Origin of the sequence: Caloramator sp. Dgby_cultured_2 (assembly GCF_028872215.1) — a bacterium.
Lineage (GTDB): Bacteria > Bacillota > Clostridia > Clostridiales > Caloramatoraceae > Caloramator > Caloramator australicus.
Genome location: NZ_CP118396.1, coordinates 2277501 through 2301178, shown reverse-complemented (window position 1 = coordinate 2301178; position 23678 = coordinate 2277501). Strand labels below are relative to the sequence as shown.

Here is a 23678-nt window from a genome sequence, read left to right as displayed (position 1 = left end):
ATAAAACTTTCTTCCTAATAACTCCTTCTTTGACAATGCATAGGCAACCATAGCTGTAAAAAAACGTGTAGGAAAGTTCCAATTACAGCTTTAGCAACAGTAATCCCCAGAGCTTTTAATATGCCTGGACTTGAAAAAACGGCTTTATAACTGTCAAGACTAAATTTTCTGGGCCACCAATATATTCCTCCCCTCATAGCATCCATGCCATCGTTGAAAGAATTTACCAAAACATACCAAATAGGATATAGGGTTATAAAGCAAATTATAAGCATTATAATAACATTTACAGTATCAAATATTTTTTCTCCCAATGTCCTTCGTTTTAATATGCTGATTTTCATTGAATCACCTCTAAAATAGCGAAGTATTATTTAGTTTCTTTGATACAAAATTAGCAGATAATAAGAGTAGCAATGCTATTATTGACTTGACTAATCCAACTGCCGTTGCATATGAATATCTTCCAAGGTGTAGACCCATTCTATATACAAATATATCTATGACATCACTGGCACTGGCATTAAGAGGATTTCTAAGAACTAGTATTTGGTCAAAGTTTGAATTTAAAATTCCGCTTACAGTTAATATAAATAATATAGTTACTGTAGGTTTGATTGCCGGGAGGGTTATAAACCACATCTTTTGTAACCTTCCTGCACCATCTATCGTTGCTGCCTCATACATTTCCGGATCAACGCTTGCTATTGCGGCTAAATAGATAATTGCTGACCAACCAAGTTCCTTCCATATATCTGAAATTATAACTATCATCCAGAAATATTTAGGTTCCGCTAAAAAATTAATAGGTTGATCAATTAATTTTAGTTTAACTAGAATCTCGTTTATAATCCCAACATCAGAAAGCCAAGTAGTTAATATTCCACCAAGAACAACCCAAGATAAAAAATGTGGTAAATATGAAACTGTTTGAACAAACTTTTTAAATTTTAATGATGTCAGCTCATTCAAAAACAAAGCAAATATAATAGGAAGTGGAAATCCTATCAATATCTTTAAAGTGCTAATTCCCAATGTGTTTTTACTGCATTAAAAAATTCAGGGTCAGATAAAAATTCCTTGAAATATTGCAACCCTACCCATGGTGCAGCAGATATTGGCTTTACAATGTTGTATTTTTTAAAGGCAATGATAATTCCATACATGGGTAGGAAATTAAAAACAATCATCCATATGACACCTAAAATAACCATTATTTGCAAATATCTTTGTGCCAATAATACTCGAAATATTTTTTGTAATTTTCGTTTTTCTTCAAAATTCTGTTAGGACTTAAATATAGATTCATAACTTCACTGTCCCCCATGTATCAATTTGAAAATTTTCCATAATTTATATTATTATTTTACAAAAAGCCTGTCCATTTTTATAAGGTATTAATTTTTGTTCTTGGTGTTTTATTTTCAGGTATGATTGATTCTAAAATAATGCTACCATTTCCTAAATGTAAAATCTATGAATTAAAAGGTCAAAGGTTATAATTAATATTAAGTAAAACAATAGAGGGGGAATATTAGTGAAAAAATACTTATAACCTCATCTGCAGTTCTTCTTTGCATAATTTTTTTAATTTACTCTATAAGAGTGAATGCATCGAAAAACTCTACATCAAGCAAAAATATCAATGCTAATTGGAAGCTGGTATGGAGCGATGAGTTTGGCGGTGATAGCATTGATAAAAGTAAATGGAATTTTGTTGAGGGGGAGGAGGTTTTGGTAATAACGAACTACAATACTACACGTCAAGACCAGAAAATGCAAGGGTTGAAAACGGAACATTGATAATTACAGCAAGACGTGAGGACTATGGTGGAAATAAATATACATCTGCTAAATTAACAACCCAAGGCAAAGGTGAATGGACCTACGGGAAGTTCGAAATAAGAGCTAAACTTCCAGAAGGTCAAGGATTATGGCCTGCAATTTGGATGATGCCTTCTGATATGGATATGTATGGTGGGTGGCCTTCATGTGGCGAAATAGATATTATGGAAAACATAGGAAGTGAACCAAACAAAGTCTTTGGAACTCTTCACTACGGCAATCCTTGGAAATATACAGGTAAAGACTACTACCTACCTGATGGAAAAAAATTTTCAGATGACTTCCACACCTTTGAGCTTGAATGGTTACCAGGAGAATTCCGATGGTATGTCGATGGTAATCTATATCAAGTTCAAAGACATTGGTATAGTAGAAATCTTAATGAGGCTGATTCATATACTTATCCAGCACCTTTTGATAGGGATTTTTATCTTCAAATCAATTTAGCTGTTGGCGGTAACCTTCCTGGTAACCCCAAAGATGATAGCATTTTCCCCAAAAGCTTTGTTATAGACTATGTTCGAGTATATGAATACAAAGGTGAATACCCCCAGATTAACTACGATTATAATACTGTAAGACCTACCCTTGAAGATGGAAATTATATTTACAATGGAACATTTGATAAAGATGTTGAGGGCGTAGATAGAATTGATGGAGTTGATGGAAGTTCATACTGGCGCTTTAACACTTTACTCGGCGGAGAAGCTATTCCTTCTATCGAAGACGGTATTTTTAAAGCTGAAATCCTTAATCCTGGATCAGAAACCTATTCGGTTCAGCTTACCCAAGAACCAATATTTATAGAAAAAGGTGCTAAATATAGGGTATCCTTTGACGCAAAGGCATCAAAACCAAGAAGTATAATAAGTAAAGTTACTATGGTGGGTGGCTCTTGGATTAGCTACTCTGGTGACACTGTGATTAATTTAACTACAGAAATGAAAAACTATTCGTATGAATTCACAATGAAAAATGAGGCTGACCCCTTTGCAAGACTTGATTTTAATATTGGGAAAGACGATGGAATTGTATATTTGGATAACGTAAAATTAATAAAAATCTCTGATAATATAAACAGCGACCCTAACCAAAATAGGGAACCTCTTAAGTCAGGAAACTATATATACAACGGAACCTTTGATCAAGGTAAAGAAAGATTGGGATTCTGGAAATTTGAAGTGTCTAATAGGGCTAAGGCTATAATTTCAACTGATAATCGTGAGGTTTATGTAAATATTAAAAATAATGGCAAATCACCTGATGATATAAGACTTTATCAGGAAGGAATAAAATTACCCTCAAATGAAACTTATATCCTATCCTTTAACGCAAGGAGCAGCCAACCAAGGCCATTAATTGTAAGCATTAAATCTAACGATAAATATATTACAAAATCATTAACATTAACTAGAGAAATGGAAAAATACAGTTTTGAATTTTCAACAGAAGATAGCTCTGATAATCCTTATGTTCTTCAATTCCTATTTGGAAACGACCCAAAGGATGTCTATTTAGATAATATATTCTTAAAGAAAAAAGCTAAACCAGTGGTTATAGATGATACTAAGGAGGCGATCATCGAGGCCGAAAACTATCATCAGATGTTCGGAGTTTTGGTTGGACCTTGTTCAGACATTGGTGGGGGAGAGACTGTTGGATATATAGACGATGGGGATTGGATGGATTACATTATAAACGTTAAAAAGTCAGGAATATATACAGTATTTTTTAGGGTTTCAGGAGGTTTTTCAGATAAAATAGGTAAAATAGATATAATATCAAATGGCAGAATACTTTCCTCAACAGACCTAAAATATACAGGCAGTTGGGATACTTATACTACTGTAAAAACTACTGTTGAACTACAAGAGGGGAACAAATTTTAAGGATATATGCTAATAAGGGCGGATTTAATCTTAATTACTTCAAATTTATATATGGAATTGTTTCAGAAAACGACGATACTTCTTCAAATCTAATTAAAAACGGCAATTTTGACCTTGGCAGTGAATATTGGATACATTTTAAGGCAGATTGGGATGGTGCTTATTCAGTTGCTGCAGTGGAAAATGGAGAAATGAAAGTAACTATCTATTATGAAGGGCCACAATTCTGGTCAACCCAAATTGCACAATCTAATTTGAGCATACTAAAAGGCGAAACCTACGAACTTTCCTTTGATGCAAGGTCGTCAGTTGTAAGAGATATTCAGGTCATGATAGAAAGAAATGGTGGAGATTATGCAAAATATTTCGGACCACAAACAATTACTTTAACCCCTGAAATGCGACGTTTTAACTTTGTTTTTACCATGAACTCTGAGACCGATGAGGTTGCCCACATTGTGTTTGCCCTTGGCAAAATCGGTGACGCAAATATTATAGGTAATCACGAAGTGTATCTGGATAATATAACTCTTATAAAAAATAAATAAACCTCGAAGAAAAATCATATAACCCCACAAGGTAGATCCTTCGTGGGGTTATATGATTTTTTCAATTATTGGTGATAGGAAAATTATTATTGAAAGGACTATTATAAATACCACCGTAAGCCAAATTATTATATTTTGAAGCCTGCTGTTGGTATATTTCCCCATTACAGCCTTTTTATTTGTTAAAAGCACCATAAATATAAGGATTATTGGGGATAATATACCCGCAAGCTGCTGGGTTGCAAGCATTATTGAAACTAAGGACAACTTAGGCATTAAAACTATTAGAGCGCTTAATATAATCATACCTGCAAATATTCCATAAAAGATCGGTGCTTCTTTAAAGTCGTTGTCAAGTCCCCTCTCAAATCCAAAGGCTTCACATATAGCATAGGTAGTCGATAGGGGGATTATTGCAATTGCAAGGGCCGAGGCACCAAACAGACCTAGTCCAAACAAAGCTGAAGCATATTGCCCTGCTAAAGGCTTTAAGGCAAGGGCCGCCTCATTTGCACTTTCTATTCTTATTCCATTTTTGTATAAAGTCACTGCTGTCGTTACTATTATAAAAAATGAAACCAAATCCCCCAAAAGGCTGAAAGGTAAACGTCAAGCTTTTCATATTTGTAATCCTCAACGCTAAGGCCTTTATCTACGATTGAAGATTGAAGATAAAACTGCATATAGGGAGTTATTGTCGTTCCTATCATTCCAATGAAGGTTAAGATAAATTCCTTGTTAAACTCTATCTGGGGAGTTATCATCTGTTTAAATACATAATTCCAATCCGGTTTTACGATAAATGCGGTTATAATATACGAAAAGAAAACAAAGGTAAAGGCTAAAAACACCTTTTCAATCTTAGAATAGGAACCCCTTGTAATGATGAATAAAGTAAGGGCTGCAACTAAGGGAACGGATATAAATTTACTTACCCCAAACAGCTCCATGCTGGCTGCAATTCCTGCAAAATCTCCAACGCATACTCCAAAGTTTGCAATGAAAAGGGTTAGCATTGCAAAAAGGCAAGCTTTACACCAAACTGCTCCCTTATAAGGTCAGCTAATCCCTTTCCTGTTACAACAGCCATTCTTGCATTCATCTCTTGAATTACCGCAAGGCTGAAGGTAATAAGCAATAATCCCCATAGCATTTTGTAGCCAAAATGAGCTCCTACCGCTGCATAGGTTGCAATTCCTCCGGCGTCATTTCCTGCATTAACTGTGATAAGGCCAGGTCCTATAACGCTTAAAATGAAAATTATATTTTTTAATCTTTTGCTCTTTATCCTCATGATGTCCTCCTATGCTGACCTTCTTAATATTTTCTTCCACCTTGGCAGAAGAACTTCGTCAACTATATCGTTAAGAATTGCCATACCAACTAGGACCCTATCCTTATCAACAACAGGAACTGCAAGAAGCTCATATTTTGTAACAAGCTCCGTAAGATCATCAAGGTTATCCTCATCTAATACATAAATTACATTCTTTCTCATGATATCCTTTAGCTTTGCATCCCCATCTGCTACTATAAGATCTCTTAAAGATACCACGCCAACAAGCCTTCCAGCATCGTCTATAACATAAAGATAATAGGCAATTTCTGAACTTGGCTTTGTCTCCCTAAGGTTTCTTATAACTCCATCCACCGTCTCATTTTCATTAAAGGCAATGTAGTCAGTGGTCATTATGCTTCCTACGGTATCTTCGTCATAATCAAGAAGCTCTTTTATCTCCTCTGCATCCTCTTTATCCATCTTTTCAAGTATCTTTTCAACATGCTCTTCGTCTACATCCTCTAGAATATCTGCAATCTCATCGTTAGGCATGTTGTCGAATATCTCCTTTGCATAGCTTGCATCGATGTTTTCAACAAGATCTGTTTGATATTCATCCTCAAACTCTTCAAGGGTATTTGCAGCAAGCCTTGCATCGAAGGTTTTAAATATATCGCTTCTATATCTTGCATCAAGTTCCTCCAAAATATCTGCAATATCAGCGGGGTGCAGGGATTTTAGCTTTTTATAGGGCATAGATAAGGTTATTCTGTCTATCTGACCTTGAATTGGTTCAACGTTATCCCAAATGATTAGGTTGTTGCTGAGCCTTCTGCCAAACTTTGAAAGCACAAACTCACAAGGTTCTAACACTCCAAGCCTTCTTAAAAGACCTCTAAAGCCTATATCAACCGCCACAACCTTATATCCATCTCCTATTTCAGCAAGCCTTAGGTCGTTAACCCTTACAACCCTCTTCCCATTAATATCTACAATCTGCTTATCCAAAATATCGTTTGATAGGGAGTAGTAATTCTTTTCCCTTTTGTATTCATAATAGTTTTCAACAATGACCTTGTATCCTTTGTTGTCTTTGAAAATATTTAAGCTCTTAAAAGCGATTTCCTTTACATTGTTTCTATTTTTAAGCTTTATTCCCTCAACCTGTGGCAGATGCTCATCGGATGTTACAATAATATCAATAACTTTACCAAGGTAAATATCGTTTTGGTCGTAAACTGGTGCGTTTAAAATATAGCTTACAAAGCATCCTTTAACCCTTTCCATAACTCGTCCTCCTCCCCTTTTGGCAGGAGAACTACATAAGGCAGTATGGATGAAGCAGTAGTTCCCCTACCATTTATTGTTTCTATTAAATTATAAATAATACCAGGATAAGGGCCACCCTCCATCATACCACCTCCTTCTATGTAACCCCATTATCATTATACTGCTTTGTGAAAAATTATTCTACAAATAATTTAAAATAATGCTTGCTATTTATATAATAATATGTTATAGTTATATAGTATTCAAAGGTCACTAGCATTCCTCTTTGGGAATGGGCGTAGGGTCTTTGAATCAAATTATTTTCCCAGGAGGAATGAGAATTATGGATAAGAACTTAATTTGCAAAGATTGTGGTAAGGAATTCATCTTCACACAAGGAGAACAAGAATTCTACAAAGAAAAGGGATTCGAAAACGAACCAAAAAGATGCCCAGAATGTAGAAGAGCAAAAGCTTGAAAAAGAAACTTTTCAAGATAAAAAGTAGCCAAAAGGCTACTTTTTTATGCATTAATATTCTACTATAGAAATCTAAAAAATTCAACTGAAAAAGCCGTAATAGTTGTTCATATAACCATAATATCTTTTTCTTTTATATTTAGGTGCCACATATGCACCATATAAAAATCCACCTATATGAGCCCACCATGCAATGCCTGCTCCATATAAAGGACCTATCAACGTAAGAACCCCGTTTGAAATTTGGGATATAAACCAAAGGCCTATATATATAAAAGATGGAATGTCTACGAAAAATGGAATCCAAAGTAGCGGAATTAAAGTTGTTATCCTTGCAAAGGGGAACATTATAAAATAAGCTCCCATAACTCCGGCAATGGCACCCGAGGCTCCAATAGTCACAACCGGCGAGTTAAAATTAAATAAATAATGAACAAGTGCTGCGATAAAACCGCTTATTAGATAAAAGATTAAAAACTTAAAATGCCCCATCCTATCCTCAACATTATCACCAAATAGCCAAAGGGCCCACATGTTGCTAATAAGATGAGTCCAGCTTCCGTGCAGAAACATGCTTGTAAATATAGGCAAGATATAAATCTCTATATTGCCACTCAAAACTCCCAAAAGGGACTTAGTTAGCATTAAAGGAATAAAGCCGAACACCTTTAAAAAATCCTCTAAAAGATAATGCGGCATAGAAGTTTCAAAAATAAATATTACTAGATTGACAAATATAATAAGAAAGGTAACCACTGGTTTTTTTCTGCTGGGATTTGCATCTCTTAATGGTATCATAAAATTGCCTCCTAATTAATCTCTATTTATTTCCCATTCATCGCTTCCTCTACACCATCTTACAAAATGCTCACAATTGTTAAAAAATAAATCATACTTGTTTTCACCCAATCTCATCCTAGCCCTATAAACAACGGTTTCCCTTGAATATATAATAGGGCTATCTAATACATATACTTTTCTACCACTAGCAAATTCTTCATATGTTACTTCACACACAAGCCCATTATCATAGTGAATTACATAACCATCACCTACATATAAGCCATGGTGGGTATATATATCAGGACCTATTTTCCCATCAACAAATAAATGGTCTCCCTCTTTTAGTTGATTTATAGACTTAACTCTTTTTCTTAAATATTTTGCAGATCTAGAGGAACTTGCTTCAATATGATTACGTATTGTAATTGCTGTCCTGTCAAGTTTTTCTACAGCTTCACCTAATTCTGGGGAAATTTCCTTACACTTTTTCTTAAATTCATTTTTACCCTTTGATTGCTACTTTTTATTTCTTCTTTAATATCATTCAACTCTTCTCTTATAGGTTCAATTACAACTTCATTGAAATCATCTAATATTGTTCTTTTACGCGGACCAAACAAATCTCTAAAAGCGTCTTCTAAATCATATGCATCCAAATCAAACAAATCCTTAAAAAACCCCCATCTTTATATCCTCCTATAAAAATTTTATAAACATATTATAGCAATTAATGTAAACATTATAAATATTTATTTTAAAATAATAGGGTAGGATTTCTCCTACCCTAAATTATTGAAAATATCAACTTTTCATTTTCCTTCAGCCACTTCTTTTTACTTTCGTAATCGGGATCTATAGATTTTATTTCATTCCAAAAGGATTTTGAGTGATTGTGATGTTTTAGATGACAAAGCTCATGAATTATTACATGATCTATAACATCGATCGGTGCAAACAAAAGCCTCCAATTTAAGTTTATATTCCCCTTAGTTGAGCAGCTTCCCCATCTTGTCCTTTGTTCCTTTACAGCCATCCTTTTATATTCAAATCCATATTTTCGGCTGTAATAATCAAGCCTTATCTTAAATATTTTCTTTGCCTGTTCTTTATACCATTTTATGATTATATCATTAATATGCTGCTGTCTTTCAGTTTTATCTAAAAGCTTAGGAACACAAACGATTAATTCACAATCCTTTTTATATGCTCTTATTTTATCCACATCATCCACAATAACCTTTAGAGTAAGTTCACTTCCTAAAAAGGGCAGCCTTTTCCCCGTTTTAAATTCTTTCTTCTTTTCATCCTTTTTATTTTTCCCAAGCTCCTTTAACTTTTCTAAAATTAAATTTGCACCCTTTTCAACAAACATACGAATAAAATCATCATCTGCAACAGGAGGAGCAGTTACAATAACCTCCCCTTTTTCATTTACTCTAATAGTTATCATCTTTTTTCCCTTTTTAGATACTTTATAATCAATCCTTTGTCCATTGTAGATTATATGTGGCATGTCAATGTCCTTTCTATATTGATATTTTAAAACTTTAACTATAAGTTGAAAATATAAAATTGCGGGCTAAAGTTAATCATACATATGCCGCCCGCAGAACACATGTATGATATGATTAACAGTGCACAACTTGAGGTGGTTATGAAAAATAATTAATTAAAAAACACAAAATATAACCTGTAAATGTAAAATGTAATATTAAGAAAATGAAGTATAACATGTAAATTGTTAGTTGTGCTAAAAAACTAAATCGCATAACTATACCTATTCAAAATATATATCTGCCTACAGAATGTAAGCAGTATATATTTGAAGCTGTGCACCGTTAACATCAAAATTCAATCTGAGCTTCATTATTAGCCTTTAATATTGCAGCTTCATATTTATCTATCTCTTCACTTATTCTATTTATTTCTTTTTGGAGCCATTCTTTATCAAAATTTAATTCTTGAATTAAATAGTAAGAACTACCATTTACGTCTGATTTTCTTTGTTTAAAGCTGTTGCATGTATATATTGCCGACAAATTAGAACGCAAAGTTCTAAGAGATTTTAAAGAGGATAGCGCATTTTGAATTGTAACCCCTGGCATGCATTCAATTTCATTATTAGCTTTATTTATTTCTGAAGATAACTTGTTTATATTATTGATTAATTCAACTATTTTAGTATAAATTTCAACAAAACTCTTTGTGTTGCTCAATACTTCTTCTGTCCCATTCAATTCTTTAATTTTTTGAATTACAACATTATTTTTAAGCTCAGAATATAATGTTGCCAAGTCATTATTATACCTATCTAAAAGCAGCCTTGCTTCATTAAGATTCGTAAAAATCCCTCCTTTCTTATTTCTCATGCAATAGTAATCCCTTCAATCAGGTCAAGGTCATTTCTACTGAAAGAAGGTGTAAAAATATGAGTTTATCAGCATCTTGTGTGATAATCCCTTCAATCAGGTCAAGGTCATTTCTACTTTGTGTAACATTGCTAAAGGACGTAAAGAATATTCCTGTGATAATCCCTTCAATCAGGTCAAGGTCATTTCTACGCGCCCGTATTCCCAGGCGGTGATGAAGAAGGACCTAAATATGTGATAATCCCTTCAATCAGGTCAAGGTCATTTCTACTCTAATATAGACCTCTGGTCTGAGGCCGATTACAGTAGCGTGATAATCCCTTCAATCAGGTCAAGGTCATTTCTACGGCACCCTCGGGAGGCATTGAAAAATCTAGCCTGAGAATGTGGTTTTTGAAAACCTATTTAAAATCGCTTTTTTAGCTGTTAAAATAAGTTTTATACACAGATTGTATGTTAAAAAAATTGCCTCTCAAGCTTTGATTTTTCTGCGATGTAGAGGTTTTCAAAAAACCCCTATGTATAAAAACATTTTAGGGGTTTTTGATTTATTTTTCTATAATATTAATTCTACCAAAATATTCAAAATCCTTCTATTTTATTAATTATTTTTCTTATTAAAAATAAATAGCCCCAAACTAAAAAGTAGTTCAGGACTATTTTTTTAAAATATATTTCACATAAAACAAATCTTTTCTCCTAATAAAAGACTAATTACTTCTTTACCCTATCACAATACACCTTAATTACCTTACTCATAAATCCTGCAAGGCCAGGTTTTACATTATCTATGTTTTGTGTAAAGCGCTCATCTGTAATGCAAAGCTTCCTAATCCTCTAAATATTTCAATTTAACAGTAATCAATAATCATTTAAAAGCTAACAAGCTGTCATGTGAAGCTTATTCCCCCCTTAGACGTTATTTGCATTAATGAATGAAAAACTAAAAGAAGGTTTATCACCTAAAACTATAATAAATATACTTAACATCATAAATAAAGAAAAATACTATTATAATATTTAAAAAACCTAAAAGCTCCGGCATTAGGATTATTCTATTACCACCCGCAGCAATAGAGGAATTACATATATTCTCATGTTTTACCGGAAGTTAAAAAAGCTGCAGCTATGAAAATTAATCATCTGTTTGAAGTATATAATAAAAATAAAAAGTCTAAGTGATTATTTATGTCCTTTACCCTTTGTGTTATAATATTTATATCACTTCCGGAGGTGTTTTTATATGGATAATCAAAATCTTTTGGCTGCAATTGAAGAACTGCTTGATAAAAAACTTGAACCTATTAAAGCCGACATTTTAGAGATAAAAAACGACATCATAGAAGTAAAAGGCAATATTAAAAATATAAACAATAAAGTTAACGCTATATTTGACCAAGTGGCCGACCTTACAGAATTTAAAACCGAGGTTAAAGAAAAACTTGATAACATTAGAGATGATATTAACGCTATCGAATATGTAACATCTAAAAACTGGAATGAAATAACTAAGCTAAAGATAGCAAAATAAAAAATAAATTTTGTTATTTACTTAAATAACTTAACAAGGGTGGGCATTTAGATAATTGCCCACCCTTACTATTAATATAGAGACAAAATCTTAAACTTAAGTGCCTGGCACTAGTAAAAACCCTACAAGCATAAAGCTTGCAGGGTTTTGGTGCGCCCGGAGGGACTCGAACCCCCGACCAACTGATTCGTAGTCAGCTACTCTATCCAGCTGAGCTACGGGCGCATATTAATCAAAAGCCGCACTCTGTGCGGCTTTAGCGGAGAAGGCGGGATTTGAACCCGCGCGTCGGTTTCCCGACCTACGCCCTTAGCAGGGGCGCCTCTTCGGCCAGCTTGAGTACTTCTCCACAATATATAAAATATGGCGGAGAGGGTGGGATTCGAACCCACGGTGGAGTTACCCCCACGCCGGTTTTCAAGACCGGTGCCTTAAACCAGCTCGACCACCTCTCCGTGTCGGACATTAATTATTATAGCAGCTACATTCACTTATGTCAACATATTTTTTATATCTTTTATTAAATTATTTTTAATGTGCCACACCTCAAGTCACAATAGATAGTATACAGTCTAAATAGGCATTTTTCAAGAAGTAATTATTTGTAAAAATGTAAATGTGTTTTGTAAGTATATGGAAATATCAAAAAGTCAAAATGTCAAGTGCCTGGCACTCAATAATAAAGTAGGCTCTTGAGCCTACTTTATTATATCTATTCCACCCATGTATGGTCTTAATATTTCTGGAACGATAACTGAACCATCCTCTTGTTGATAGTTTTCAAGTATTGCTGCAACTGTTCTGCCTACTGCAACTCCAGAACCGTTTAATGTATGAACGTATTCTGGTTTTGATTTTGGATCCCTCTTAAATCTTATGTTAGCTCTTCTTGCTTGGAAGTCTTCAAAGTTTGAGCAGCTTGAAATTTCTACATATCTTCCGTAGCTTGGCATCCAAACCTCTATATCATACTTTTTAGCTGCTGTAAATCCTAAGTCACCCGAACAGATTAATACAACTCTATACGGAAGTCCAAGAAGCTGCAGAACTTCCTCTGCATCCCTTGTTAGACTTTCAAGCTCTTCATAGCTCTTTTCTGGATCAGCAAATTTAACAAGCTCCACCTTGTTAAATTGATGCTGTCTTATAAGTCCCCTTGTATCCCTTCCTGCTGAACCTGCCTCTGATCTAAAACATGCAGAATATGCAGCATATTTTAAAGGAAGTTTTGAACCGTCTAATACTTCATTCATGTGCATATTTGTAACAGGAACTTCTGCAGTTGGAATTAAGAAGTAGTCAAAATCAGAAACCTTAAAGGCATCCTCTTCAAACTTTGGAAGCTGTCCTGTTCCTGTCATGCTCTTTCTATTCACCATAAATGGTGGGAAAACCTCTGTATATCCGTGTTTTTCTGTATGAAGATCGAGGAAAAAGTTAATTAAAGCTCTTTCAAGCCTTGCACCAAGCCCTTTATAGAATGTAAATCTTGCTCCTGTAACCTTTGATGCCGTCTCAAAATCAAGTATTCCAAGGTTCACTCCGATATCCCAGTGGGCCTTTGGTTCAAATTCAAACTTTCTTGGTTCACCCCATCTTCTAACCTCAACATTATCCTCGTCAGTATCTCCCTTTGGAACATCTTTATTTGGGATATTTGGAATTCTAAGAAGAAGATATTCAATCTCCTCCTCAACCTTTGCAAGTTCATCATCCAGCTCCTTAATCTTATCAGAAAGCTCCTTCATTTCAGCAACAAGGTGTTCTGCGTTTTTACCCTCTCTTTTTAATTTTGCAATCTCCTGCGAATCTGTATTCTTTTTGTTTTTTAATGCCTCCACCTCGACAAGAATCTCTCTTCTTCTTTCATCAAGCTCCACAACTTTGTCTATCATATCAAGGGTGAAGGCCTCTCCCCTAATCTTTAGTGCTTCCTTAACTTCCTCTGGGTTTGTTCTTATTCTTTTAATATCTAACATTTTCTTCCCTCCTTGTTTTTATATAATAAAAAGCCTTCCATCCCCAAAGGGACGAAAGGCTATACTTTCGCGGTGCCACCCTAATTGACCATAAGGTCCTCTCTTTGTGGTATAACGGCCACATCCGTTTTGCTCTTCGCAAACCCTCTGGAGTGGATTCAATAAGGCTAAACACCGGTTCACACCAACCACCGGCTCTCTTGAGTTTAAACCTTATCTACTATTCTCCATCACCGGTTTTAATATATTATATCAATATTTTCAAAAATGCAACTAAATTATTTTATTAAAAATTGACCTTTTTCGTATATAAGCTCTCCATCTGCAAAGATTTTGCCTTCTTCCTTCATATCACAGAGCATATCCCAGTGGATTGAAGATACATTTTGTCCGCCGGCTTCCGGGAAGCCCCTTCCAATGGCAAGGTGAACTGTTCCGCCTATCTTTTCATCAAATAGCATATTTTTGTAAATTTTTGAATTCCGTAGTTTGTTCCTACCGCAACCTCACCAAGGAATTTTGCACCCTCATCGGTTTCAAGAAGCTCTAAAAGAAGATCCTCTCCCTTTGCTGCCTTTGCATTTACAACCTTTCCATCCTTAAATTCAAGATATATATCCTCGATTTCTCTTCCTGCATATATTCCAGGGAAACTAAACCTTATATGTCCATTCACGCTATCCTCTATAGGGCTTGTAAATACTTCCCCATCTGGGAAGTTCTCCTCACCACAGCAATTTATCCATTTTCTGCCCTTTATGCTCATTGTAATGTCGGTATCCTTAGAAACAATTCTTAAGGTTTCTTTTGTATTTAAAAAGTCGCATATTTTCTGCTGCTCATCCCTTATATTCATCCATTTTGCAACGGGATCATCTTCGTCTATAAATCCTGCACCATATACAAAATCCTCATATTCTGAAAGGGACATGGAGGCTTCCTGCGCATTTGCATGGGTTGGGAACTGAGTTCCACACCATCTTAACTCTCCCTTTGCCATCCTTTCATGGAATATTTCCATAAGCTCTCTTCTTCCCCTTGATCTTAACTTCATCCTTGAAGCATCTACATTAGTTAAAAATCTTGTATTTTTATCTCCCCAAATAGTTAAAACAGCATCTACCGTTTCAAAGGCTCTTTTTAGAGATTCGGGTGTATATGTAATTTGATCCTCCGAACCATATTTTAAAAGTATTTCAGTTAAGTCTTCAACACCTATATCAATCTGAGGATACGCACCTAGCTCTATTGCCCTTTTATATATCGCCTTAATTAAAGGTAATGTGGATTCCCCTCCTGAAATTAAAAGCTTATCTCCCTTTTTAATCTTTAACGAATAGGTCAATAAAACATCAGAAAGTTTTAAAAGTCTTGGATCCATCTTTAAACCCCCAATCAAAAATGGTTCTATGGAAATTATACCATAGAACCATAAATTTACAATATCACTTTGATTTTTCCTTTAGTTTAGTTAGGATGTTTTCTAATTCCTTTATATACCTTCCATATCCAGCCCAGTCCCCCTGCCTTTGGGCTTCTATTGCATTCTTGTAGGTGCCATCTGCCCTTAAAATGAGGGTCTTAATATCTTCTTCCTCCTCTACAGGTGTTGTTGGAACTTGTGCTGCAAATAGTTTTTGGATGGCAAGACCTATGTTGTCCTCCATAACTATAGAATCTCCATAGTTTACAATGACCTTTTAAGTTCAGGCAGGCTCTTTCCACCCTGGGCTTTAAGGTATAGCGGCCTTACATAGAGAAGGGAATTTTTAACAGGTATTATATTAGTTTCGCCTAATATTACGCTGGAGCCCTGCTGATTTAAAAGGGTTATAAGGCTTGATATTTGTATATCGGTATTTATCCTTGAATTAAACTGTTGAGGTCCTAATATTGCCTTTTCCTTCGGGAATCTAATAAGAACCATTTCCCTAAATTTTTATCCATCCTTGCTGCAAGCCATGAAACCATGTTTTCCTTTTTAGCAACGGTATATGGAATCGTAAGTAAAAACTCCTCATCGTCAAATATTTTCATAACCTGATAAACCGCCTCAACCTGTCTTTCGCTTCCGTCGGGATTTTTATACCTTGCAATAGACCATAGATCCTCGCTGTTGTAAAAAGATATTGGGTTTTTCATGTGATATTTTTCATAAACTGTTGATTGAATTAAAAATACATCTTCTGAGTATCTTAAATGCTTTTTAAGATCCTCAGGCATATCCTTTATATCTTTAAAGATACCCTTATATATATTCCCTATCGTTAAAGCTATAGGATCGTTTTTATCTGTAAGATAAAAGTCAACCCTTCCATCATAAGCATCAACAACAACCTTTACTGAGTTTCTGATGTAGTTTATTCCGTAATAGGGTTCGGAATAGGGGAATCTATTTGTAACTGTATAGGCATCTATAATCCAATAGAACCTGTCCCCTGCCATTACAAGGTATGGATCCTCATCATAGTTTAAAAATGGTGCAATCTTTCTTACCCTTTTTACAATATCCCTATGCAGGATTATCCTTGAATCAGAGGTTATGTTGTTAGATAATATAATATTAAAATCCCCATAGGCTAGGGTAAATAAAAGCCTATTTAATGGATTAAGCTTAATTCCAGCCTTTCCATCATACCTTGTTTCCTTTTCTCCGCTTCCATAAGGGTAATCTATCTCGTTATTTTTAGCATTTATTATTATATAATCGTTGTTTATCTCCCCAAAGTAAATCTGAGGTTTTGCAACATTGAATCTGCCCGACATTGGTATATCCTTTACTATAAACTGGGGAAGGCCGGTTTGAGTTACAGCATTAGTGTAGGACATAACTGCTCCATAGCCGTGGGTGTAGAACAATCTTCTATTCTGCCATGTTTGGAATTTAGGATCCCTTAGGGAATTATCAAGTTCCCTTGCAGATATAAACACTTGTCTTAACCTTCCATCAATTATATATCTATCTATATCCACATCGTTAAACCTATAATAGTTTCTAATTGATTGAATTTGGTTAAATACCTCTAAAGATTGGGAAAATTCCGTAACCCTTATATTATCAATTGTGTTCTTGTTTTCTATTATATCCTTTGAAGTTAAATCGTTTTTTACATCAAAATCTATTTCCTTTATATTTTCAAGTCCAAAGGCCCTTCTTGTGTATTGGATGTTGTGCTCTAAATAGGGCATTTCCTTTTCCCTTGCGTTAGGCGCTACTATTATTTTTTCTACTATAAAGGAAGCTATACCTTCAAAGGCTATAAATAAAACTATAAAGGCTGCAGTATAGATAATAGGTTTAATCCTTCCCCTTAGTATGGAGAAAAATATAATAAATGAAGAAATAATGCACAGTATGATTAAAACTCTTAATAAAGGTAATGTTACATGAACATCAGTATAGCTTGCTCCAAAGGCAACTCCCCTTGGGGAATAAACTAAATTTAATGCCCTAATATAAAATACGCCGGATAAAAGGATTAAGAACAAAGCGGCAAAATAAGCAAGCTGTCTTCCAAAGAATCTGGATTTTGGGTTTTGCCTAAAGTTAAACCCAATAAGGCTTAAGCCATCCTTTGCCCTTTCAAAGGCGTAAAATATGAAGGAAATAATCGCAAGGACCAATACAACAGTAATCAAAAAGCTCAATATGGCTTGAATTAACGGAAGCTTAAATACAAAAATCCTATGTCCTTATTGAAAATAGGATCATTAATATTAAAATTTTCTCCATTTACATATTCCAAAATCCTATACCAAAAGGCCGAGGTAAATATAAATGAAATTATAAGCGTTATAGCTAAAGAGATGTAGAATATAATTTTATTTCTTTTCCTTATTTCTGCCTTGTCGTAAACCATTCCGCCTATTTCTAGGTAGTTTTTAGCAAGAAATTTTGCGTAGAAATATATTGCAATTAGAAAAACAAAAAAGGAAGGAATAAATATTAAAAGCTTTGCCTTAAAGGATGTAAAAATACGTTTAAGTATCCAACCTCCTTAAACCACTGGATGTCCACTAAAAAGCCAGAGATGGATGAAATTAAAATTAACAAAATAACAATGATTATTAGAAGCTTTCCAATAAAACCTTTCATATAATACCCCTAATCGATTAAAAATCCCTTTTATCTAATTCCTTTACTATCCTCTCAAGGTTTTCTTCAGAGTCCGCTTCGATGGTGTGAAGATGCACCCCTCCTGTCAGATTAGAAAGGGGCATGTCAGAACTTTCCCTTAGCCTTTCAATAAATTTTTCAACATCGTAAAGGGATTTTAGCATTAATTTTCCTGTGATTTCACCATAAACCTTGTGTTCTATAGTAACGTCTATCACTTTACCACCAAGCTTAATTATGGTCTTTAGTTCCTCCTCTATATCCTTAGGTCCATGCTTTACGGCGATTACCCTTGAATAGCTTTCATTTCCTCCTAAGAATATATATCCTTGGGGCGTTGATACTATGTTGTGGCCTTGGGCTTTTAAAAGAGCAATATCCTGAACTATAACTTGCCTTGTAACGCCAAACCTTTCCGCAAGATAAGCCCCCTTGATTGGATTTTTAGATTCCTTTAAAAGGTTCAAAATCTCAAGCTTTCTTTCATCCCCCTTCATTTGATCCCTCCTATTGAGCAGTTAACCAATCTACCATCCATGCACCGTCAATATTAACGCATGTAAAGTATAAATCCTTTCCTAATACTTTTTGCCTGATGCATCTGTCTCATAGAAATTAACCTTAACCCTCGCCTTTTTCTTTGAAGGATCTAGAGTATATCCTCCTACAACAAAGTCCGCCTGTAAAAAGCCTAAGGATTTTGTCTCCTCCATTTCCTTAACATAATCATCATAATATTTTCTATAGGTATTATTCTCATCATCCGACATTAAAAGATAAGCGTCAAGCCATCTTCCTTGTTTTTCTAAAGTCATCTGTCTTTTTAATATTTCATTAGGTGGGCTCTTTTTATCTCTATTAAAAAGGTTACGGTTTCTAGATAGTGGAACATTTATCGCAACATTTCCCTTCAATGTATTATATGTTTTTCCTCCAACCTCTATTTTAACCTTTCTAATCCCAGGTATTTCTGTTAAAGAATTTACTATGGAAAAAATCGTCATCCTTTCGTTATCCGCCCCGCCTGGATGGTTTTTAATAAATTCTTTAGATAAATTCACAATAAGAGTATCATCCTTCTTGGTTAGCGATATTATCTTTGTACCTTGAGAAATAGTGTTTTTGTATCCTTTGTTAGAACCTTTAATAAGCTCCTTTAAAATGGTTCTTTCAAGGGAAGTATCAAAGGCAACCTTCCTCTCCTCAGGAACTAAATATTTCCCCTGCTGATCTGAAAAGAATAAAATAATATTTACCATCTGCTTTTTTGTTCTATCGTGATATCTTCTACCTTTACCTCCTGTTTTTTACATCCTAAAAGTAATAAAAAACAAAGCAAAGTGGCAAGTATCCTTTTCATATTAGTCCCTCCATTAAATAGGCAGTTTAATTATAAAAGCAGTTCCTTCCCCCACTTTGCTTTTAACTTCTATGTCCCCCTTATGAAGTTTTATGATATGCTTTGCAATAGAAAGCCCAAGGCCTGCCCCACCTGTTTTTCTCGCCCTTGTTTTGTCGACTCTGTAAAATCTGTCAAATATATATGGAAGATCACACTCAGGTATTCCCATCCCATAATCTTTTATAGTTATTTTTATTTGTTCGTCCTTTTTAATTAAAATATCGATTTTAGAATCTTCAAAGGAATATTTTATGGCGTTTTCGATTATATTGTAAATTGCCCTAAACATATTATCCCTATTTACATAGGTTATTATGCCTTCGCCCTCTACATTTATAGTTATATTTTTATTTTTGCAATTGGATTTAAGCTCTTTACAACATCCTTTATAAGTTCCTTTATATCTAGGCTACTCATTCTAAGTTCATCAGAATTTTCAATTTGTGCAAGTTCTAAAAGTCCATTAACAAGGTTTGATAGTCTATCTATTTCATTATTAATACTGTTTAAAAATTCATCTCGTATATTTTTATCCTCCATCGCCCCCTGTTGCAGTGATTCTACTAAAACCTTTATCCCTGCAAGGGAGATTTTAATTCATGGGAGGCATCTGCTACAAATTGTCTTCTTTTTTATCTAATTCTATAATTCTTTTATTCATGTTATTAAAGGCTTCACATAATCTTTTAATCTCTTTATAGCCATCTATATTTATCTCGTCTAAAACCAAATTGTCCTTTGATTTTTCAATTTCAAATACAAATTCATCTAATGGTCTTGTTATGCTTTTTGATATATATAGACTATATAAAAATGCTAAAACTAAAACCAAAATTGAAATTACAATTATTTGGCTTTCTATATATTTAATTCTTTGCAACGCCCATTTCATGGGATTTATAAATACTATATTCCCAATATGATTATTATAAAGCATTATAGGATATGAAAGAATATAGTATTTTTCCCCATAGATATTTAACTGTTTGGTTACTATTTCTTTTTGAACAGATCACTTAACGGCAATATCTTGTTAAAATCATCATAAACAACCTTACCGTTTAAAACAATTACTATCCTAGAATATACATCCCTTTGTATTTCCTTTAGTTTTTCTAAATCTACTTTATTGTTATAAACATCGATATAATCGAGGCTTGTTTTTGCAGCAAATAAAACGTCATTTTTCTTGGAATCGATGTAAAACTTCTGAAGGATATAATATATAGATACATTTATAAGAAAAACAAGTAAAAATATGATTGAAAAATAAGACAAGATAAGCCTATATCGTAGATTATTCTCCACTATAATAATAACCAACTCCCCATTTTGTCAAAATATACTGAGGATTAGCAGGATCCTTTTCTATTTTTTCCCTTAATCTTCTTACATGGACATCAACAGTTCTAGAATCACCAATATAATCATATCCCCATATTATTTCAAGGAGGGTATCTCTGCTATAGATCTTCTTAGGATTTGTAACAAGCAAAAATAATATATCATATTCCTTTGCAGTGAGGTCAACTAATTTTCCAGCTATGCTGACCTTCCTTGAAGCAACATCTATCATTATATCTCCACTTTTTATAATATCTATCTTTGTATTTGACGTTTCATAAGCTCTTCTTAAAAGAGCCTTTACCCTTGCCTTAAGTTCAGTAATGCTAAAGGGCTTTGTTAAATAATCGTCAGCTCCAAGTTCAAAGGCCTTCACCTTATCCTCATCATATCCCTTTGCCGTGAGCATCAATATTGGAATTGCTGTAGATCTATCCCTTATACGTTTTAATACATGAAGTCCATCAAAATGGGGAAGCATTATATCGAGAATTACTAAATTATATATATTTTCTGATATCATCCTAAGGGCAGCTTCTCCATCGAAGGCAACATCAACGCTATATCCCTCGTTCTCAAGATTATATTTTATACCCTTTACGATATTTTCTTCATCATCGATTAGTAAAATTCTATAGTTCAATCAAATCCCCCTATTCTCTTTCAATATATTATAACATTTTTTGTCAAATTAAAAATATTCTAATTTTTGCAGTCAGCCCTCTGCAATAATTTAAGTTTTCTATCATTTATATTATAATTATGATGATTTTCAATAAGAAAAGCAAGATAGTTCTTCTTATTTCCAAGATAGTCAAGGGCAATTTTAGGATGGTCATAATAAGCCCTTATGAATTTAATCCTTTTTAGCATTTTAAGCTTTTGTGAAAATATCTTATCTAAAATAACCATAATAGATTTCGTTATAGGATTAAGGCCGCTATCTATCTTTCCTATGTCATGCAGTAGAGCTGCTTTAATAAGAATAATATCATAACATCCTTCCTTTATGGAGGTTTCTAAAACACATCGTGCCACATTAATGCTGTGATACTGCTCAGATTTACTTAAGCTATAGAAAAGCTGCCTTTCCCTTTCATTTAAATAAAAATTAATAAACCTGTAATCATCTTCAGTTAATTTTGCCGTTATGGCCCTTAAAAACTGTTTTACCCTATAAAGCATAAAATCACCCCTATGAAAAAAGGCAAGGATTTCTCCTTGCCTTTATGGAGCCGGCTATAGGACTTGAACCTACAACCTACTGATTACAAGTCAGTTGCTCTACCGATTGAGCTAAGCCGGCATATGGCGACCCAGAAGGGGCTCGAACCCTCGACCTCCGGCGTGACAGGCCGGCACTCTAACCAACTGAGCTACTGGGCCAAAATCTTAAACTTAAGTGCCTGGCACTTACCCGGCAGTCACCTACTCTCCCAGGCCGTCTCCAGCCTAGTACCATCGGCGTAGGTAGGCTTAACCTTCGTGTTCGGAATGGGAACGGGTGTTTCCCTACCTCCATTACCACCGGATTTCACTGCACAATAAGATCAAGCCCTCGACCTATTAGTACCAGTCAGCTAAACGCCTTACGACGCTTACACCTCTGGCCTATCTACCTGGTAGTCTTCCAGGGGTCTTACCGCTTCCGCGTGGGAAATCTCATCTTGGGGTGGGCTTCGCGCTTAGATGCCTTCAGCGCTTATCCCTTCCGAACTTGGCTACCCAGCTGTGCCATTGGCATGACAACTGGTGCACCAGAGGTTCGTCCATCCCGGTCCTCTCATGCTAAGGACAGCTCCCCTCAAATTTCCTACGCCCGCGACGGATAGGGACCGAGCTGTCTCACGACGTTCTGAACCCAGCTCGCGTGCCGCTTTAATGGGCGAACAGCCCAACCCTTGGGACCTACTTCAGCCCCAGGATGCGACGAGCCGACATCGAGGTGCCAAACCTCCCCGTCGATGTGGACTCTTGGGGAGATCAGCCTGTTATCCCCGAGGTAGCTTTTATCCGTTGAGCGATGGCCCTTCCACTCAGAACCACCGGATCACTAAGCCCGACTTTCGTCCCTGTTCGAGATGTCTCTCTCTCAGTCAAGCTCCCTTCTGCCTTTGCACTCTCCGCGCGATTTCCAACCGCGCTGAGGGAACCTTTGGGCGCCTCCGTTACCTTTTAGGAGGCGACCGCCCCAGTCAAACTGCCCACCTAGCAATGTCCCGTGACTTGCTTCAAAGCCTCCGGTTAGGGCTTCAGTATCATCAGGGTGGTATCCCAACGTCGGCTCCGTAGGACCTGGCGACCCTACTTCTTAGCCTCCCACCTATCCTGTACAGACAATACCAAAACCCAATGCTAAGCTACAGTAAAGCTCTACGGGGTCTTTCCGTCCAATCGCGGGTAGCAAGCATCTTCACTTGCACTACAATTTCGCCGAGCCCCTCGTTGAGACAGCGCCCAGGTCGTTACGCCATTCGTGCGGGTCGGAACTTACCCGACAAGGAATTTCGCTACCTTAGGACCCGTTATAGTTACGGCCGCCGTTTACTGGGGCTTCGGTTCAGAGCTCTCACCCTTCCCCTTAACCTTCCAGCACCGGGCAGGCGTCAGCCCCTATACTTCGTCTTTCGACTTAGCAGAGACCTGTGTTTTTGCTAAGCAGTCGCCTGGGCCTATTCTCTGCGGCCTGCTCTCGCAGGCACCCCTTCTCCCGAAGTTACGGGGTCAATTTGCCGAGTTCCTTAACGAGGGTTCTCTCGCTCGCCTTAGGATTCTCTCCTCGCCTACCTGTGTCGGTTTGCGGTACGGGCACCTGCATCCTCGATAGAGGCTTTTCTCGGCAGTG

At 35.6% G+C, this 23678-nt stretch carries 26 protein-coding genes, 5 tRNA genes, 2 rRNA genes, 4 pseudogenes, 1 CRISPR repeat array and 1 other annotated feature (1 of these 39 only partly in view); of the genes and pseudogenes, 5 read left to right on the top strand and 32 right to left on the bottom strand.

What is annotated here, in order from left to right:
- Positions 1 to 14: 14 nt before the first annotated feature.
- From PWK10_RS15980 to PWK10_RS15970, 3 genes are read right to left on the bottom strand one after another with little or no spacing between them, the layout of a single operon-like run.
- On the bottom strand, positions 15 to 344 hold the full coding sequence (locus PWK10_RS15980) for a hypothetical protein (RefSeq protein ID WP_274766711.1): 330 nt from the start codon (positions 342 to 344) through the stop codon (positions 15 to 17).
- Positions 345 to 354: 10 nt separating this feature from the next.
- On the bottom strand, positions 355 to 1035 hold the full coding sequence (locus tag PWK10_RS15975) for an ABC transporter permease (RefSeq protein WP_274766709.1): 681 nt from the start codon (positions 1033 to 1035) through the stop codon (positions 355 to 357).
- On the bottom strand, positions 1017 to 1190 hold the full coding sequence (locus PWK10_RS15970; protein ID WP_274766708.1) for a hypothetical protein: 174 nt from the start codon (positions 1188 to 1190) through the stop codon (positions 1017 to 1019). Before PWK10_RS15970 ends, PWK10_RS15975 begins: the two co-directional genes overlap by 19 nt.
- Before the next feature lie 579 nt (positions 1191 to 1769).
- Between PWK10_RS15970 and PWK10_RS15965 the strand changes: the two are divergent.
- From PWK10_RS15965 to PWK10_RS15955, 3 genes and pseudogenes are all read left to right on the top strand, one after another.
- A pseudogene (locus PWK10_RS15965) lies at positions 1770 to 3311 on the top strand (carbohydrate binding domain-containing protein); the annotation flags it as partial.
- Positions 3312 to 3395: 84 nt separating this feature from the next.
- Positions 3396 to 3734, top strand: coding sequence for a carbohydrate-binding protein (locus tag PWK10_RS15960; protein ID WP_274768331.1), 339 nt, complete (start codon positions 3396 to 3398; stop codon positions 3732 to 3734).
- A complete protein-coding gene (locus PWK10_RS15955) occupies positions 3728 to 4282 on the top strand; it encodes a carbohydrate binding domain-containing protein (RefSeq protein WP_342455818.1) in 555 nt (184 codons plus the stop codon). Before PWK10_RS15960 ends, PWK10_RS15955 begins: the two co-directional genes overlap by 7 nt.
- A 48-nt stretch (positions 4283 to 4330) precedes the next feature.
- On the opposite strand, the pseudogene PWK10_RS15950 reads toward PWK10_RS15955, so the two are convergent.
- The 3 genes and pseudogenes from PWK10_RS15950 to PWK10_RS15940 form a co-directional block, all read right to left on the bottom strand.
- A pseudogene (locus tag PWK10_RS15950) lies at positions 4331 to 5576 on the bottom strand (Nramp family divalent metal transporter).
- Positions 5577 to 5585: 9 nt separating this feature from the next.
- A complete protein-coding gene (locus PWK10_RS15945; RefSeq protein ID WP_274766707.1) occupies positions 5586 to 6848 on the bottom strand; it encodes a magnesium transporter in 1263 nt (420 codons plus the stop codon).
- A complete protein-coding gene (locus PWK10_RS15940; protein WP_274766706.1) occupies positions 6821 to 6976 on the bottom strand; it encodes a hypothetical protein in 156 nt (51 codons plus the stop codon). The genes PWK10_RS15945 and PWK10_RS15940 overlap by 28 nt, the downstream gene beginning before the upstream one ends.
- Before the next feature lie 194 nt (positions 6977 to 7170).
- On the opposite strand from PWK10_RS15940, the gene PWK10_RS15935 reads away from it, so the two are divergent.
- A complete protein-coding gene (locus PWK10_RS15935; protein ID WP_274768329.1) occupies positions 7171 to 7308 on the top strand; it encodes a zinc-ribbon domain-containing protein in 138 nt (45 codons plus the stop codon).
- An 81-nt stretch (positions 7309 to 7389) separates the two neighbouring features.
- On the opposite strand, the gene PWK10_RS15930 is transcribed toward PWK10_RS15935, so the two are convergent.
- From PWK10_RS15930 to PWK10_RS15905, 6 genes are all read right to left on the bottom strand, one after another.
- Positions 7390 to 8106, bottom strand: a complete 717-nt coding sequence (locus PWK10_RS15930; protein WP_274766705.1) for a rhomboid family intramembrane serine protease — start codon at positions 8104 to 8106, stop codon at positions 7390 to 7392.
- A 15-nt stretch (positions 8107 to 8121) separates the two neighbouring features.
- A complete protein-coding gene (locus tag PWK10_RS15925) occupies positions 8122 to 8499 on the bottom strand; it encodes a lecithin retinol acyltransferase family protein (RefSeq protein WP_274768328.1) in 378 nt (125 codons plus the stop codon).
- Between the two features lie 50 nt (positions 8500 to 8549).
- Positions 8550 to 8747, bottom strand: coding sequence for a hypothetical protein (locus PWK10_RS15920; RefSeq protein WP_274766704.1), 198 nt, complete (start codon positions 8745 to 8747; stop codon positions 8550 to 8552).
- 128 nt (positions 8748 to 8875) lie between these two features.
- Positions 8876 to 9604 carry a M48 family metallopeptidase gene (locus PWK10_RS15915; RefSeq protein WP_274766703.1) on the bottom strand — a complete coding sequence of 243 codons (729 nt, stop codon included), beginning with the start codon at positions 9602 to 9604 and terminating at the stop codon, positions 8876 to 8878.
- Positions 9605 to 9935: 331 nt separating this feature from the next.
- Complete coding sequence (locus PWK10_RS15910) at positions 9936 to 10460, bottom strand: DIP1984 family protein (RefSeq protein ID WP_008908700.1); 525 nt, start codon at positions 10458 to 10460, stop codon at positions 9936 to 9938.
- Between the two features lie 3 nt (positions 10461 to 10463).
- A CRISPR array of direct repeats spans positions 10464 to 10807; the repeat unit is 37 nt; unit sequence GTGATAATCCCTTCAATCAGGTCAAGGTCATTTCTAC.
- A gap of 367 nt (positions 10808 to 11174) precedes the next feature.
- A complete protein-coding gene (locus PWK10_RS15905) occupies positions 11175 to 11279 on the bottom strand; it encodes a TipAS antibiotic-recognition domain-containing protein (protein WP_446715391.1) in 105 nt (34 codons plus the stop codon).
- 424 nt (positions 11280 to 11703) lie between these two features.
- Here PWK10_RS15905 and PWK10_RS15900 point away from each other — a divergent pair, with 424 nt between their 5' ends.
- Positions 11704 to 11991: a hypothetical protein gene (locus tag PWK10_RS15900; protein ID WP_274766702.1), complete on the top strand. Its 288-nt coding sequence runs from the start codon at positions 11704 to 11706 to the stop codon at positions 11989 to 11991.
- 148 nt (positions 11992 to 12139) lie between these two features.
- Here PWK10_RS15900 and PWK10_RS15895 read toward each other — a convergent pair.
- From PWK10_RS15895 to PWK10_RS15805, 20 genes and pseudogenes are all read right to left on the bottom strand, one after another.
- Positions 12140 to 12216: transfer RNA gene (locus PWK10_RS15895), tRNA-Arg, on the bottom strand.
- 35 nt (positions 12217 to 12251) lie between these two features.
- Positions 12252 to 12340, bottom strand: a tRNA-Ser gene (locus PWK10_RS15890).
- A 15-nt stretch (positions 12341 to 12355) separates the two neighbouring features.
- Positions 12356 to 12446, bottom strand: a tRNA-Ser gene (locus tag PWK10_RS15885).
- A 243-nt stretch (positions 12447 to 12689) separates the two neighbouring features.
- Complete coding sequence (gene serS, locus PWK10_RS15880; protein ID WP_274766701.1) at positions 12690 to 13970, bottom strand: serine--tRNA ligase; 1281 nt, start codon at positions 13968 to 13970, stop codon at positions 12690 to 12692.
- 44 nt (positions 13971 to 14014) lie between these two features.
- Positions 14015 to 14213, bottom strand: a binding site (T-box leader).
- Between the two features lie 35 nt (positions 14214 to 14248).
- Positions 14249 to 15351 (bottom strand): annotated as a pseudogene (locus tag PWK10_RS15875) (aminopeptidase).
- A 64-nt stretch (positions 15352 to 15415) separates the two neighbouring features.
- Entirely contained in the window at positions 15416 to 15637 is a 222-nt protein-coding gene (locus PWK10_RS15870) for a hypothetical protein (protein WP_274766700.1), read from the bottom strand.
- 20 nt (positions 15638 to 15657) lie between these two features.
- Positions 15658 to 15897 carry a hypothetical protein gene (locus PWK10_RS19035; protein ID WP_342455558.1) on the bottom strand — a complete coding sequence of 80 codons (240 nt, stop codon included), beginning with the start codon at positions 15895 to 15897 and terminating at the stop codon, positions 15658 to 15660.
- Positions 15858 to 18066: pseudogene (locus tag PWK10_RS15865) on the bottom strand (UPF0182 family protein). Before PWK10_RS15865 ends, PWK10_RS19035 begins: the two are co-directional and overlap by 40 nt.
- Before the next feature lie 17 nt (positions 18067 to 18083).
- Positions 18084 to 18584, bottom strand: a complete 501-nt coding sequence (locus PWK10_RS15860) for a transcription repressor NadR (RefSeq protein ID WP_274766699.1) — start codon at positions 18582 to 18584, stop codon at positions 18084 to 18086.
- Positions 18585 to 18665: 81 nt separating this feature from the next.
- Positions 18666 to 19346, bottom strand: a complete 681-nt coding sequence (locus tag PWK10_RS15855) for a GerMN domain-containing protein (protein WP_274766698.1) — start codon at positions 19344 to 19346, stop codon at positions 18666 to 18668.
- A gap of 114 nt (positions 19347 to 19460) precedes the next feature.
- Positions 19461 to 19778, bottom strand: coding sequence for a sensor histidine kinase (locus PWK10_RS15850; protein WP_274766697.1), 318 nt, complete (start codon positions 19776 to 19778; stop codon positions 19461 to 19463).
- 50 nt (positions 19779 to 19828) lie between these two features.
- On the bottom strand, positions 19829 to 20065 hold the full coding sequence (locus PWK10_RS15845; protein ID WP_342455817.1) for a histidine kinase dimerization/phospho-acceptor domain-containing protein: 237 nt from the start codon (positions 20063 to 20065) through the stop codon (positions 19829 to 19831).
- A gap of 37 nt (positions 20066 to 20102) precedes the next feature.
- On the bottom strand, positions 20103 to 20369 hold the full coding sequence (locus PWK10_RS15840) for a hypothetical protein (protein ID WP_274766695.1): 267 nt from the start codon (positions 20367 to 20369) through the stop codon (positions 20103 to 20105).
- A 113-nt stretch (positions 20370 to 20482) separates the two neighbouring features.
- Entirely contained in the window at positions 20483 to 20812 is a 330-nt protein-coding gene (locus tag PWK10_RS15835) for a hypothetical protein (protein WP_274766694.1), read from the bottom strand.
- The gene (locus PWK10_RS15830; RefSeq protein ID WP_008908113.1) at positions 20787 to 21476 is read right to left on the bottom strand and encodes a response regulator transcription factor; all 690 of its coding nucleotides are present in this window, start codon (positions 21474 to 21476) and stop codon (positions 20787 to 20789) included. The genes PWK10_RS15835 and PWK10_RS15830 overlap by 26 nt, the downstream gene beginning before the upstream one ends.
- Positions 21477 to 21535: 59 nt before the next feature.
- Positions 21536 to 22018, bottom strand: a complete 483-nt coding sequence (locus PWK10_RS15825) for an HD domain-containing protein (RefSeq protein WP_274766693.1) — start codon at positions 22016 to 22018, stop codon at positions 21536 to 21538.
- 45 nt (positions 22019 to 22063) lie between these two features.
- Positions 22064 to 22139: transfer RNA gene (locus PWK10_RS15820), tRNA-Thr, on the bottom strand.
- Between the two features lie 3 nt (positions 22140 to 22142).
- Positions 22143 to 22219 (bottom strand) — tRNA-Asp (locus PWK10_RS15815).
- 29 nt (positions 22220 to 22248) lie between these two features.
- Positions 22249 to 22365 (bottom strand): 5S ribosomal RNA (rrf, locus tag PWK10_RS15810).
- 14 nt (positions 22366 to 22379) lie between these two features.
- Positions 22380 to 23678, bottom strand: a 23S ribosomal RNA gene (locus PWK10_RS15805) (it continues 1579 nt past the right edge of the window).